Below are 13,868 nucleotides of genomic sequence, written 5' to 3' on the forward strand. Positions count from 1 at the left end.
CAGCGACAAGACTTATCTTATCATGATTTATTCTTATAAAATCCACCTAATATTCTTCTTATATAAAATTATCCTTACATACCTTCTATTTTCATTTAAATACTACCTTATCCTAATATTGATACACTAGGTAAAGTATTAGTTTATATTCTATTACTTTTACTATTTATTTAAAATATAGTATATCAATTTGAATTTTTATTATAGGTAAGCACACAACAATATCATTATTACTGCTGCTTATTATAATGTATTTAGTCTTATTATCAAAATACTAATTCCCTTGAAACCCGCATGAATAAAACAACTAGTTAACTAGTTAAATAGCTAAATAGTTAACTATATAAAAGGTAACCTATATAAAGTTCCAACATATAGGTGATAAACTCGAATACCACGTTCCTAAAAAAGTTATACACTTAAATAAATAAAAATACACCACCTTTAATATGGATGGTGTATAACAAATTATATTTGAATTAAACTAATTAGTTCCTAAATTAAAATTATTTATTATTTTTATAAAATATAACATGATCTCTCCACTTTCCATTTATGTGTAGATATTCTTTACATATACCTAGTTCATTAAATCCACATGCCTTTAAAACTCTTTGTGACTTTTCATTATCAACTAAAGTTGTTGCTTCTATTCTATGAAGTCCTAATTCTTCATAGGCATATGTTACAACTAAACTAACAGCTTCTTTCATATATCCATTTCCCTGATACTGTTCGTCCATAGAGTATCCTATAAATGCACTCTTAAATACACCGTGGACTATATTATATATACGTATTCTTCCTATCATCTTCTCTGCTTTATATATTCCAAAGTGAGCTCCTTCACCCTTAATAAATTCTTTGTAATTCTCTATTAAAGATTGCTTTTGAACTTCTACTGTATAAAATTCTTCATCTCTGTGCGGTTCAAACTTTGATAGAAAGTCCTTATTTCTCGTATAATACTCTAATAAATCACTTGCATCATCAGAATTAAGAACTCTTATACTTATTTTATTTCCTTGAATTTCTAGCTCCTTCTTATATGAATTATTATAAAATTCTTCTTCTACTATTCCAAATAATAAACTACCTTCATATTTAAATTTTGTTATAATACTATCTGATATATATCCTTCTAATTGAAATCCTAAGTTTGTAAAAGGAGTTAAACTTATTTTTTCATCACATATAATATTAACTTTATGAAGACCTTTGCTTTTTATTAAGTTATTTAGCATCAACTTTAGGGCATCTTGTAATGTTTTATTAGCATCTCTTCCACTTTTATAAAACTTTAATTTTATAATTACACCTTTATTCTCATGGTCTAAATCTAAGATTATAAATCTTCCTACTATAATTCCAGATGAATCTCTTATTATATATTTATTTGCTTCATCAGTTGCATTACTAATACTTACTTCCCTTTCACTGCTCAACTTCATTACCTCCCCTTTTAAAAATACTATAATTTCCTCTATATATTAGAAATACAAACAAGATAGAAATACTCAAGCTTATTGGTATTAAATAAAAAGTTTTTGCTGTCCCTATAATATCATTTAATCTTCCCATAATAAGATTTAGAATCATACTTATAGTGCTTGATAATGTTAAAATTAATCCTGTTATATATGAACTATTATCTTTAAAAACCTTACTAATAGTAGCTACTACTGTAGGATATGCGATTGCAAAGAATAGTCCTGTTACACATATTAAAATGAGAGCATTATGTCCAACAATTAGAGCAATTATTAATAATACACATGCAATTAGTAAAGAATATAAAACTGATTGTAAGTATCCTAACTTTTCAGCTACAAACCCACCTAATAATCTACCTATAGTAAGTAAAAAGAAAAAGGCTGACAAAAACATAGCTCCACTACTGCTAGTATAGTTATAACTTTCCATGAGGAAATTAACGATCCAATTAGACATCCCCATTTCTGCAAACACGTATGTTCCTAATGCTATAGCATAGATATACATATACTTTTCTTTAAAAGCTATAGCTATATTAAATTTATTTTCTTTTTTAATTATATTAAAATTAGGGATTTTTATAAAGAAAAATATTATTAATACTACAATAAAAATCATTGCTATTCCAAAGAATACACTTCTCCAACTTACTCCATTGTCTAAAATGTTTCCAATAGCAAATTGTCCTACCGTAGATCCAAATCCATAAAAACAATGAGCTGAATTCATCATTATTGCTTGGAATGTAATAAATAGAGCTGGTATTAGTGTATTTACTCCAATCATTACAAAAGCAATACCCATGTTTATTAAAAACATTCCAATTAATAGTATTGTATAAGTTTTAGAGAAACCTACTATTAAAACAGAGGCTATAATAGTGAACAGCCCTGTACAGATTACATTTCTTTGTCCAAATTTTTCACATAGTAGTCCACCTATATAAGTAAATATTATGTATCCTAAAGAACATACCGATAAGAGCATGCCCATACTTGTATTATTTGTATTAAAAGTCTCTTTAAATACAGGGACAAATATTCCCTTAGTGTTATCGACTATAGCAATTACAGCCATAATAATAAATATAAATATTGTTATGGCAAAACTTTGGTTTTTCTTCACTAACATCACTCCTTTTTCAATGATATTATATCATAATTAATATATGTTTTTATTGAATTGAATCCTTTATTTTTTATAGCTATTAAGTAAAGTAATTATCCTAACAAAAATATACTATTGTATATATTAATTCATTAATTAATATAAAAAAGATATAAATATGAATAAGAATAATAGACAAGTATTCAAATCAAGAATGGCTGATATATTAACCTACTGTAATATTGACATATGTTATCATCTATGTTTAATTTAAACTATAGGATATATTTCCTTAATTTCATATGTGTCAACAATATGTAAAGCTTATCTAAAATGAAAGGGGATAGTCTCATGATGAAAAAAGAAGAAATAAAAGAAAGAGTTAATGAGTTAATACCTGAACTCATAGACTCTATAAAAGAAGCTGTAAGTTTTAGAAGCGTTATAGACGAGGATAACCCTAATTATCCATTTGGTAAAAATATAGACGATTGTCTAAAAAGCACCTTAAATTTATGTGAGTCTTTAGGCTTTAAAACTTACTATGATAAGGATGGTTACTATGGTTATGCAGAGGTTGGCCAGGGCCCTGAATTAGTTGGAGTTCTTGGCCACTTAGATGTAGTTCCTGAAGGAGATTTGAATTCTTGGACATACCCTCCATACGAATTAACTATAGTTGATGATAAAATATATGGAAGAGGAACTCAAGATGATAAAGGTCCTACTATAGCTTGCATATATGCAGTAAAAGCTTTATTGGACTTAGGAATCAAATTAAATAAAAGAATAAGATTTATATTTGGAACAGATGAAGAAAATCTTTGGAGAGGTATTAATAAATATAAAGAGAATGGTGAAGAAATTCCTGATATGGGAATAACTCCCGATAGTGAATTCTTCTGTATAAATGCAGAAAAAGGATTACTTCAATCTACTTTAACTTGTAAAAAGAGTTCTAATTTAACTTTAAGTGCAGGAAATGCATTTAATTCTGTTCCTGATAACGCTACATATACAGGAACTGCAGAAGAAATTAATTCTCTTAAAAATGTATTAAACAGTTTAAATTATAAATATATTTTAAATGAAAACTCTATTTCTGTTATTGGAAAAGGTGTTCACTCTGCAGATAGTGCTGAGGGGATTAATGCTATTTCTAGACTAGCTATAGCTTTAGAACAAATGGGCTCATCATCTAACTCAATAAAATTTATAGCAAATGTAATTGGTGAAGATGTTGCAATTAAAAATCTCATACCAAAATGTGAAGATGTATCTGGAAAACTAACTGTAAATGTAGGTAAAATTGATTTAAATGAAGATATAGAAACTATATCTTTAGATATTAGAATTCCTGTTACCTATAAAAAAGAAGATATAGTTAATCCATTAAAGGCAAAAGCTTTAGAATATGATTTAGAATATAATGAGTTCGACTGGATGGAATCCATATATGTTCCTGCAGACCATTTCTTAATTAAAACATTGAAAGAAGTCTATGATGAAGAAACAGGATATGATGGAATACCAGAATCATCTGGTGGAGCTACTTATGCTAGAGCTATAGATAACTGTGTAGCCTTTGGTATGGTATTCCCTACCTCAGAAAAGACAGAACATCAACCAAATGAATTTATAACTATGCATGATTTAGTTAAAGCTACAGAAATTTATGCCTTAGCATTATATAAATTAGCTAAATAAGCTGAATTCTTAGAGCTTTGCTCTTTAGAAATTGTTATCAATAGTCGTAATTGCTTTACCTTTCATAAAAAATAGAAGTATCGGTTCAAGTAATTATCGGATAAACATAATTTTTAAAATAAGAATCCGTCAAGTATTATACTGACGGATTTTTATTTTATAAACTTAAATAAGCAATTACACTCTGCTAAAGGTATGTTTTACTTAATGTTGATTTTTATTAGATTCCTTTTAATTAGCTTTCTTTAAGTAAGTCCTTTATTACTTCTCCACCTATTATCATTCCTGCCACTGGTGGCACAAAAGATATGCTCCCTGGTATTTGTCTTTTTATAGCACACTTTTTAGTCCCGCCTGTACATACACACCCTGTTTTACAAGTAACCACATCATCTTGTTTTGGTTTTGTAGGCATCTCCTCAGAGTAAACTACCATAAGGGATTTAATCTCTCTTTTTCTAAGTTCATGCCTCATAACCTTTGCAAGTGGACACACTTTAGTATCATATATATCTGCAACTTTAAATTGTGTAGGATCAAACTTGTTTCCTGTACCCATAGAGCAGATTATTTTTATACCCTTTTCATTACAATACTCTACCAGAGCAATCTTTGCTGATACAGTATCTATAGCATCTACAACATAATCAACATCATCACTAATTATTTCTGGAATATTTTCTTTAGTAACAAAAACTTGATGAGTTATTACATTACATGCTTTATTAATTGAAAGAACTCTATCTTTCATAGCCTCAACTTTTACTTTTCCTACAGTATCATAAGTTGCATGTATTTGTCTATTTAAATTAGTTAAACAAATAGTATCATCATCAACTAAAACAATAGTTCCAACACCTGCTCTTACTAATGCTTCTACTGTAAAGCTGCCTACTCCACCTACTCCAAATACTATAATCTTACTGCCTTTTAATTTATTTAAACCATCTTTTCCTATTAATAGCTCTGTTCTTGATAATGAATGTTGTAACATTTTTGCATCTCCTTAATATGTGGTATTTACCTTATAACCTTAAAGATATTTTTAACTTTTTCTTTTAAATCATAAATAAATACATAAATTTTTATTCTCTGAATATATCAATTTTATATTTTTTACTAATATAATTCAACTGTGTATTTATGTTAAGTATTTCTAAAGCTTATTACAAGCTAAGAACTCTGTTTATATTTCGAACTTTATATACTCAAAAAAGCTAAATCTTAAAAAGTATAATTACTTTTATAAGATTTAGCTTTTTTGATTTAGATAAGATACAAATAAGTTTTACCTTTAATTTACCTTAGCTTAATTCATGAACAAAGATTCCACTTCTTAATTTTGGTTCAAACCAAGTTGATTTAGGAGGCATAACTTCTCCAGCATCAGCAATGTTCATAAGTTCTTCTATGCTTGTTGGATTCATAGAGAACGCAACTTTCATTCCTTCAGCTACTCTTCTTTCAAGTTCTTTGAGACCTCTGATTCCACCAACAAAATCTATTCTATCACTTGTTCTTGGATCTTCTATAGCAAGTATTGGTCTTAGAAGGTTTTCTTGTAGTATAGATACATCTAAACTCTTAACTGGATCTTTTGAATCATAAGTTCCATCTATAGCAGTTAACTTATACCACTTGTTATCTAAATACATTCCAAAATAACCTTTTCCTTCTGGTCTGTATTGGCCTTCTCTCTTATACTCTTCTACAGTAAACTTCTCAGAAACTTTATTTAAGAATTCTTCGCTAGAATTTCCATTTAAATCTTTTACTACTCTGTTATAATCCATTACATATAAATCATCTGCTGGGAATATAACTGATAGGAAAAAGTTGAATTCCTCTTCTCCAGTATAGCTAGGATTTGCTTCTCTTCTCATTTTACCTACTTTTACAGCAGATGCAGCTCTATGGTGACCATCAGCTATATAAAGATATTTAACTGATTTAAATAACTCTTCTAATCTTTTTACAGTTTCAGTGTCATTTATAACCCATACAATATGAGATATTCCATCTTCGGAAACGAAGTTGTATTCTGGCTCTTTAGCAGTCCATGAAGCAACTATTTCATCAATTTCTCCTACATTTTTGTATGTTAAGAAAATTGGACCTGTATTTGCATTACAATGGTCAACGTGATTAATTCTATCTTGCTCTTTTTCAGCTCTAGTGTGCTCATGTTTTTTAATTATATCATTCATATAATCATCTATAGAAGTACATCCAACTATACCAGTTTGAACTCTTCCATCCATGATTTGTCTATAAATATACATGCTTGGAGCATTATCTTGAATATAAGTTCCATCTTCTCTCATCTTGTCTAAAGTTTTTCTAGCGGTGTTATAAACTATTTCATCATATTGATTTGTTTCTGCTGGTAAATCAATTTGTGCTTTATCAACATGTAAGAAAGAGTAAGGGTTTCCTTTAACCATTTCCCTAGCTTCTTCTGTGTTCATAACATCATAAGGAAGAGCTGCTACTTTTGAAACTAGCTCTTTTGTTGGTCTTATGCTTTTAAAAGGTCTTACAACTGCCATATTTTTTCCTCCTACGTAATTAATATTATTTAAAGAAATCGAATATAGTTTGAACTATTTCTTCACCTATTCTTGTTTGAGCTTCTACTGTTGCTGCTCCAATGTGTGGTGTAACTGATACTCTTGGATGGTTAACTAGCTCTTCATTCTTAGTTGGTTCAACTTCAAATACATCAACGCCTGCTCCTCTTAACTTTCCACTATTTAAAGCTTCAAGTAAAGCAGCTTCATCTACAACTCCACCTCTAGCACAGTTAATTAGTACAGCTCCATCTTTCATAATATCAAGTTGAGCTTTACCTATTGTAGCTCCTTGCTCTTTTATGAATGGTATATGAAGAGATACATAATCAGATTTAGATAATACTTCTTCTAAAGTACCATATTCATATTTATCATACCCTTCAGCTTTACCAAGGATATCAGTATACATAATTTTCATTCCTAATACTTCAGCCTTTTGAGCTAAACATTTTGAAATTCTTCCGAAACCTATTAAGCCTAAAGTTTTTCCACTTAACTCAATACCTTCATATTTTTTCTTTTCCCATTTTCCTTCTCTCATAGTCACATTTGCAGTACTTACAAATCTAGAAACTGCAAACATATGAGCTAGTGCAAGTTCTGCAACTGATGCACTACTAGAATTAGGAGTGTTAGCAACTCTTATTCCTTTTTCAGTAGCATATGCTACATCTATATTATCTACACCTACTCCACCACGGATTATTAATTTTAATCTTCCTGTTTCACAAGCTTTATCTATTATTGGTTGTCTAACCTTTGTAGCACTTCTTACTACTACTACATCAAAGTTTTGTAAAGCTACTCCTAATTCTTCAGGCTCATAAAATTTCTCTATAACTTCATATCCATTATCTTTTAATACCTGTATTCCACTTTTCTCCATGCCATCAGTAACTAATACTCTTATCATGACGATACCCTCCTAAAATAAAATTAATTAATAATTAATTATTTAAAATCTAACTTCATCCACATACATTAAGTATATAAATTGAGAACTTATACATTTTAAACTTGTATATGAATCTTTATTACTTGAAAATTAAGAAGGGAATTACCCCTTCTTAATTATTCAAGTCCTAATATTTCGTTAATGTTCTTTAATAATTCTTCAATTTCTGCTGGAGTAGTCTCTGCCATGTGAGCTATTCTGAAAGTCTTATCTTTTAACTTTCCATATCCATTAGAAATTTGATATCCTCTTTCTCCTAGAGCTTTGTTTAAAGCTGCAACATCAATATTTCTAGTATTCTTTATGTTAGTTAAAGTGTTAGACATATATCTTTCATCTGGTAATATTTCAAAGTATTTTCTTGCCCATGCTCTAACAATTTCTCCGCCTTCTATGTGTCTTGCATATCTCTTATCAAGACCTTCTTTATTTATAATCTTATCAAGTTGATACTCTAATGCAAACATGTGAGATAATGAAGGTGTTGATGGATATTGATAATCTTTCTTTTGAATGTATTCATATAATGATAAAAGATCTAAGTATAATCCTCTATGTGGAACTTGTTTTGCTCTCTCTATAGCTTTCTTAGAGAAAGTACACATTGACATTCCTGGAGGAAGTCCAATAGCTTTTTGAGTTGAAGTAATACAAATGTCTACTCCCCATTCATCTACTTTTAATTCTGTTCCTGCAGCTGAGCTTACAGTGTCTAAGCAGAATACAACATCTGGATATTTTTTCACTACTTTAGCTATTTCATCTAGTGGGTTCATAACACCAGTTGAAGTTTCGTTGTGAGTAACTGTTATTAAATCATATTTTCCAGTGGCTAAAACTTCATCTACTTGCTCTGGAGTTGTTGGTGTACCCCATTCAACTTCATATAAATCTGCTGGTACATTGTTAGCTACAGCCATTTCATACCATCTCTTACCAAAAGCACCTACAGCAAAAACTGCAGCTCTCTTAGCTGTGCATGAACGAACAGCACCTTCCATAAGCCCACTACCAGAAGTAGTTGAAAGTAATATTTCTTCTTTTGTATTAAATATAACTCTCATGTAATCACTAATTTGTCTTTGTATTCTTGATGCCTCTTTGCTTCTGTGTCCTATCATTGGTGTAGCCATTTTTTCTAATACGTCTTGTGCCACATCAACTGGACCTGGTATAAATAATCTCTTGTGCATGATTCACCCTCCTAAAATAAAGTAAACTTTATAATTTCCAATATCTGATTTGAAATCAATTACATTTTAACATTTTTCCATAGGTTTCTCAACCATAATAAATTAAATATTGGGATATATTATTATAATTTAAATTTTTATTAAGTTTTTGGAAATATAATACTTATTTCAATCTGATTTCTTCGTATATTTCATCAAATATATCTTTTACACAATGTCCTCTTACAAAATTAGAGCAATTATTACAACTTTGTTCTAATTGCATAAGTATTTCATTTGGATAATATGATCTCTCATTATAAAATGAACAGTTTTGAGCAATTCTACTTTTAATTTCATTGGACACCATTACTTTAACACTCCTATGTATTATAATATTATATCTTTTGTATTATCATATATTTTATACCTACTTTTTAATTTAATAATCGAAACAATCTAAAACAGATTCTGTTTCTCTACAATACCTTACAATTAAACATTGTCCTAAGTTTCTAGGACATTTTTTACACATACAATTAACTTCCTTTCCATCACATTTATTTTGTTTAAAATCAGGACATTTCTCACAATTATAAACTACTATATCCATTACCATTTTTATTTCCTCTTTCTAATTTAAAATATTTCGTTATTGTTTAATCTACATAATTAAACTAGTTTAAAACAATATTATATATATGCTTATTTGTGCTTAAAATTAAAATAATTATAATATAAATACTATAGTTATCACTTATAAAAGTTGATATACTATAGAAGTAAAGCCTTATATATATTAAAAATATACACCTTTATTTGAAGAGTGTAAATAAATTCAAGGGAGTTGATTATTATAAAAGACTTTACCACTAGAATTCCACTACCCTATAAACTATTTCTATGTCTTAGTGGAATATTAATATTAGTATCTTTTCTTTTTAACTCACCACATCAGATATTCATTGGCTTAAAAAATATAATCTTAAACCCAGATATACTCATAACAGATTACATGGAAATTGGCGGTGTTGGTGCAACTTTCATAAACTGTGCACTTTTGATTATATTTTATGTAATAATGCTAATTTTTTTAAACGTTAAACCCTCAGGAACTATAATTGCAGGTGTATTTACAGTAAGTGGTTTTTCCCTTTTCGGTAAAAACATTTTAAATATCTGGCCTATTATATTTGGTATTTGGTTGTACTCCAGATTTCAAAAGGAACCATTCTCCAATTATATAGTTACTGCACTTTTTGGAACAACCTTATCTCCAGCTTTAATTCAACTAATTGGTACTACTACAATACCTCTTTATCTATCTGTTATGATAGGTATCCTTATTAGTATAGTAATAGGTTTTTTACTTCCACCCTTAGCTTCTGCTTGTATGAGAATACATCAAGGATATAGCCTTTATAATGTAGGCCTAGCTGCAGGATTAATAGGTACAGTATTAATGTCTTTACTTAGAGCTTTTGGTATTGACTTTGAAAGTAGAATTATATGGTCTACAGGCAATAATGTTCCTTTTATTATATTATTTTCAATGATATTTTTAGCTATGATAACTTTGGGTTTTTACTATAATGGTAATAGCTTTAAAAACATTACAAAAATAACGAGATATTCTGGTAGATTGCTTACAGATTTTTATCTTATTTTTGGTGAAGGAATTACTTTAATAAATATGGGGATTCTAGGACTCTTTTCAATGTTTTTAGTTGTTTTAGTAAATGGTGACTTGAATGGTCCAACTTTAGGTGGTATATTAACTATTGTTGGGTTTGGAGCCTTTGGTAAGCATCTAAAAAATATAATCCCTATAATGTTCGGTATAATATTATGTACTTTCTTTAATATTTGGGAAATAAACTCGCCTAGCGTTATTCTAAGTTTACTTTTTGGTACAACTCTAGCTCCAATTGCAGGTTCTTTTGGATGGCTGTGGGGAATAATTGCAGGAGTATTACATGCTTGCCTAGTAATGAATATTACATATTTACACGGTGGAATGATTTTATATAATAATGGCTTTTCAGGTGGCCTTGTATGTATGTTCTTACTACCACTAATTTCTGCATTTAGAAAGGAATATTAATTATGAAACACTTACGTCAAAGAAATATAAAAATACTTAGTGAGCTAACTAGTTACTTAGTTAGAATTGGCTGTAGTGATCTACATATAGATTTTAATACTAAGGGTGATATTACCTATATCAGCTTTACCAGTGTAAATCCTGATATTAGTGAGCAAATACTAAATGATTTGACATCTCAGTTAAACATGCCAAGGAGACAAGATATTGAGGAGTATTACTGGGCTCTTAATGGAGATAATGATTCCTCTTCTGAATTAAGTTTAGTAGGCATGATGACTGATTCTGTGGATGTAAACTACACTAATGACGTATTAAAAATTAGTTTAACTAGATTAAAATAATTTTTAACACATTTTATAAAAATAAGTATAGGTAATAAAGTTTACCTATACTTATTTTAAATTTTTAGCTAATAAAGCAGCTCCAATAGCTCCAGCAAATCTTGCACTATCTTTTGTTTTAACCTGTGAGCCTAATTTTTCAGATAAACTATTTACTATATATTCACAGTTGCAAAGTCCACCAGTTAAAAAATAGTTTTGTGCAGTAGAATGCTTACCACATATGGTGGCTACTTTACTTACGATTGAATCTACAATAGCAAATGCAATATCTTCTTTCTTTCTACCAGTTCCTATTAAACTTATAACTTCTGATTCCGCAAATACAGTACACATAGAACTTATACTTGCATCCTTTCCATCAGTTGCTAACTTACATAATTCATCTATATTTACCCCTAATGTATTAGCCATAATCTCTATAAATCTTCCTGTTCCTGCAGAACACTTGTCATTCATTGTGAAATTCGTTATAAGTCCTCCTTCTACAGTTATAACCTTGGTATCCTGACCACCAATATCTACTACAGTGCAATCTTCATCATATATATAAGCAGCTCCTTTACCATGACACGTTATCTCAGTTACAGTCTTATCTGCATAGGGAACCGATACCCTACCATAACCTGTAGCTATGATTTTTCTATTTTTTTTGCTTATACCTCTATCATCTAATATACTTTCTATTTTTTTTGCAGTTTCTAAACTACTCCATCCTGTAGGGATTACAAAAGTATTATTTATTATATCATTTTCAAATATAGCTACCTTTGCAGCTGTTGATCCTATATCTATACCGATGTAAAACATATGCTCCCCCCTAACTTAAATTTTAATTAACTTTCTACATAAACAAAATCTCTTTAAAAAAGCCCAACATATGAACGTTGAGCCATGAAAAGGAAAATATTATGTTTTAGAAATTGTTTAGATATCTGATTACATTATTATATTATCATAATATTAGGCTTTATAGCTTTTGAATTTTAAATAGTAATTCACTCTTCTATTACATATCTAAATGGATACTAAAACGTCTACTGGTTTAGTAAGCTCTATAAAGTTTTCACCTAAACTACACTCATAGGCAAATACATCAACTCCATTACCTTTAGCAAACCTTAATGCATCTGCAAATGCCTTATCCATTTTGTCATTTGGTTTAAAAGTACTTATATTATCCATTTGAATTAAAAATATAACTCCTGCACCTCTACCTGAATTTTTCACCTCTATTAACTCTAAAAGATGTTTACGACCTCTGTCCGTAGGCGCATCTGGAAACATACTATGTCCATTTTCCTCTAAAGTTACTCCTTTAACCTCTAAGTAATATTCTTTTCCACTTTCATTAGTTAACTTAAAATCAAATCTGCTATTACCAAAAGTTTTTTCCCTACATATAGTCGTATAACTTTCTAAGCCCTTAATCTTCTTATTTATTAATGCTTCTTCTACAATTTTATTTGGAGCTTGAGAATCTATGTTTATTAACTTTCCATTTTTATATCCACCAATTAGGCTAAATCTAGTCTTTCTATTAGCTCCATTCTCTGTTCTTATTAATACATTGCATCCTGGAATTAGAATTTCTCTACATCTTCCCGTATTAGGTACATGCACCAACTCTTCTTTACCATCTATTATTACATATCCTTGAAATCTATTAGGTCTTCTTACAAATTCAACAACCCTAGTTTCTTTATCAAAAATCATATTTTTATCCTCCATGTTTATTTAAAATTTATATAACATTTTATATAAATATAATATTTATCCACAAATAAGCTAAAATTCCTTAGAATTTATCCACTTATAATTCTAATATGTTACTAATTATTTGATTTTATAAGTATTTATCTATATCTTTATTTTAATTATACTATGATTAAAATAACTTTAGCATGATATTATTTTTATATTAAATAATAAGAAAACCTCCTGTTTATAAAAACAGAAGGTTTTCTTATCTATATTATCTGGGGTGGAGGATGGGACTCGAACCCACGACAACCAGAACCACAATCTGGCGCTCTACCAACTGAACTACATCCACCATATTTGGAGCGGGTGAAGGGAATCGAACCCTCGTAACTAGCTTGGAAGGCTAGCACTCTACCATTGAGTTACACCCGCATATTGGAGCGGAAGACGAGATTCGAACTCGCGACGTTCACCTTGGCAAGGTGACGCTCTACCACTGAGCCACTCCCGCATAATCAAAATTTCATTTTTAGACATAAAAATAACTGAATCACATTATACTTGCCTGCTTTAATTTAGCTCATATCTAATTCAGCATATTTATAATATTGGTGGCTCACCGGGGGATCGAACCCCGGACACCATGATTAAAAGTCATGTGCTCTACCGACTGAGCTAGTGAACCACATTAAAAACCTGGCAACAACC

Annotated in this window: 13 protein-coding genes and 4 tRNA genes; 3 read left to right on the forward strand and 14 right to left on the reverse strand. The window is 29.6% G+C overall.

The window, feature by feature from the left end; translation table 11 throughout:
* Positions 1 to 506: 506 nt before the first annotated feature.
* Positions 507 to 1,445: a GNAT family protein gene (locus B3Z56_RS01460; protein ID WP_346849298.1), complete on the reverse strand. Its 939-nt coding sequence runs from the start codon at positions 1,443 to 1,445 to the stop codon at positions 507 to 509.
* Positions 1,435 to 2,619 carry an MFS transporter gene (locus tag B3Z56_RS01465; protein WP_346849297.1) on the reverse strand — a complete coding sequence of 395 codons (1,185 nt, stop codon included), beginning with the start codon at positions 2,617 to 2,619 and terminating at the stop codon, positions 1,435 to 1,437. The genes B3Z56_RS01460 and B3Z56_RS01465 overlap by 11 nt, the downstream gene beginning before the upstream one ends.
* Before the next feature lie 333 nt (positions 2,620 to 2,952).
* Here B3Z56_RS01465 and B3Z56_RS01470 point away from each other — a divergent pair, with 333 nt between their 5' ends.
* A complete protein-coding gene (locus B3Z56_RS01470) occupies positions 2,953 to 4,308 on the forward strand; it encodes a M20 family metallopeptidase (protein WP_346878119.1) in 1,356 nt (451 codons plus the stop codon).
* Positions 4,309 to 4,543: 235 nt separating this feature from the next.
* Here the strand turns inward: B3Z56_RS01470 and B3Z56_RS01475 are convergent, their stop codons facing one another.
* The 6 genes from B3Z56_RS01475 to B3Z56_RS01500 form a co-directional block, all read right to left on the reverse strand.
* Positions 4,544 to 5,302, reverse strand: a complete 759-nt coding sequence (locus tag B3Z56_RS01475; RefSeq protein WP_346849295.1) for a tRNA threonylcarbamoyladenosine dehydratase — start codon at positions 5,300 to 5,302, stop codon at positions 4,544 to 4,546.
* Positions 5,303 to 5,612: 310 nt separating this feature from the next.
* Entirely contained in the window at positions 5,613 to 6,857 is a 1,245-nt protein-coding gene (locus tag B3Z56_RS01480; protein ID WP_346849294.1) for a DUF1015 domain-containing protein, read from the reverse strand.
* A 25-nt stretch (positions 6,858 to 6,882) separates the two neighbouring features.
* Positions 6,883 to 7,794, reverse strand: coding sequence for a D-2-hydroxyacid dehydrogenase (locus B3Z56_RS01485; protein WP_035135216.1), 912 nt, complete (start codon positions 7,792 to 7,794; stop codon positions 6,883 to 6,885).
* 158 nt (positions 7,795 to 7,952) lie between these two features.
* Positions 7,953 to 9,029, reverse strand: coding sequence for a pyridoxal-phosphate-dependent aminotransferase family protein (locus B3Z56_RS01490; RefSeq protein ID WP_035135214.1), 1,077 nt, complete (start codon positions 9,027 to 9,029; stop codon positions 7,953 to 7,955).
* Between the two features lie 163 nt (positions 9,030 to 9,192).
* A complete protein-coding gene (locus B3Z56_RS01495) occupies positions 9,193 to 9,378 on the reverse strand; it encodes a hypothetical protein (protein WP_035135212.1) in 186 nt (61 codons plus the stop codon).
* 72 nt (positions 9,379 to 9,450) lie between these two features.
* Entirely contained in the window at positions 9,451 to 9,627 is a 177-nt protein-coding gene (locus tag B3Z56_RS01500) for a hypothetical protein (RefSeq protein ID WP_167403159.1), read from the reverse strand.
* A gap of 228 nt (positions 9,628 to 9,855) precedes the next feature.
* On the opposite strand from B3Z56_RS01500, the gene B3Z56_RS01505 reads away from it, so the two are divergent.
* Both B3Z56_RS01505 and B3Z56_RS01510 read left to right on the forward strand, forming a co-directional pair.
* Positions 9,856 to 11,112, forward strand: a complete 1,257-nt coding sequence (locus B3Z56_RS01505; protein WP_346876372.1) for a DUF1576 domain-containing protein — start codon at positions 9,856 to 9,858, stop codon at positions 11,110 to 11,112.
* A 2-nt stretch (positions 11,113 to 11,114) separates the two neighbouring features.
* Positions 11,115 to 11,456, forward strand: coding sequence for a hypothetical protein (locus B3Z56_RS01510; RefSeq protein ID WP_035135210.1), 342 nt, complete (start codon positions 11,115 to 11,117; stop codon positions 11,454 to 11,456).
* 51 nt (positions 11,457 to 11,507) lie between these two features.
* Here the strand turns inward: B3Z56_RS01510 and B3Z56_RS01515 are convergent, their stop codons facing one another.
* From B3Z56_RS01515 to B3Z56_RS01540, 6 genes are all read right to left on the reverse strand, one after another.
* Positions 11,508 to 12,266, reverse strand: a complete 759-nt coding sequence (locus B3Z56_RS01515; protein WP_346849293.1) for an acyl-CoA dehydratase activase — start codon at positions 12,264 to 12,266, stop codon at positions 11,508 to 11,510.
* 207 nt (positions 12,267 to 12,473) lie between these two features.
* Positions 12,474 to 13,172, reverse strand: a complete 699-nt coding sequence (sfsA, locus tag B3Z56_RS01520) for a DNA/RNA nuclease SfsA (RefSeq protein ID WP_346876371.1) — start codon at positions 13,170 to 13,172, stop codon at positions 12,474 to 12,476.
* A gap of 264 nt (positions 13,173 to 13,436) precedes the next feature.
* Positions 13,437 to 13,512, reverse strand: a tRNA-His gene (locus B3Z56_RS01525).
* 6 nt (positions 13,513 to 13,518) lie between these two features.
* Positions 13,519 to 13,592 (reverse strand) — tRNA-Gly (locus B3Z56_RS01530).
* Positions 13,593 to 13,596: 4 nt separating this feature from the next.
* Positions 13,597 to 13,671 (reverse strand) — tRNA-Gly (locus B3Z56_RS01535).
* Between the two features lie 98 nt (positions 13,672 to 13,769).
* Positions 13,770 to 13,845 (reverse strand) — tRNA-Lys (locus B3Z56_RS01540).
* Between the last annotated feature and the right edge of the window lie 23 nt (positions 13,846 to 13,868).

The sequence above is a fragment of the Clostridium sp. UBA7791 genome (assembly GCF_002480755.1).
Taxonomy (GTDB): Bacteria; Bacillota; Clostridia; order Clostridiales; family Clostridiaceae; genus Clostridium_J; species Clostridium_J sulfidigenes.

Bases quoted from the DNA above. Each gene is read 5' to 3' on its own strand.
- B3Z56_RS01470 (WP_346878119.1), top strand. From the start codon at position 2,953: ATGATGAAAAAAGAAGAAATAAAAGAAAGAGTTAATGAGTTAATACCT.
- B3Z56_RS01475 (WP_346849295.1), bottom strand. From the start codon at position 5,302: ATGTTACAACATTCATTATCAAGAACAGAGCTATTAATAGGAAAAGAT.
- B3Z56_RS01480 (WP_346849294.1), bottom strand. From the start codon at position 6,857: ATGGCAGTTGTAAGACCTTTTAAAAGCATAAGACCAACAAAAGAGCTA.
- B3Z56_RS01485 (WP_035135216.1), bottom strand. From the start codon at position 7,794: ATGATAAGAGTATTAGTTACTGATGGCATGGAGAAAAGTGGAATACAG.
- B3Z56_RS01490 (WP_035135214.1), bottom strand. From the start codon at position 9,029: ATGCACAAGAGATTATTTATACCAGGTCCAGTTGATGTGGCACAAGAC.
- B3Z56_RS01495 (WP_035135212.1), bottom strand. From the start codon at position 9,378: ATGGTGTCCAATGAAATTAAAAGTAGAATTGCTCAAAACTGTTCATTT.
- B3Z56_RS01500 (WP_167403159.1), bottom strand. From the start codon at position 9,627: ATGGTAATGGATATAGTAGTTTATAATTGTGAGAAATGTCCTGATTTT.
- B3Z56_RS01510 (WP_035135210.1), top strand. From the start codon at position 11,115: ATGAAACACTTACGTCAAAGAAATATAAAAATACTTAGTGAGCTAACT.
- B3Z56_RS01515 (WP_346849293.1), bottom strand. From the start codon at position 12,266: ATGTTTTACATCGGTATAGATATAGGATCAACAGCTGCAAAGGTAGCT.
- sfsA (WP_346876371.1), bottom strand. From the start codon at position 13,172: ATGATTTTTGATAAAGAAACTAGGGTTGTTGAATTTGTAAGAAGACCT.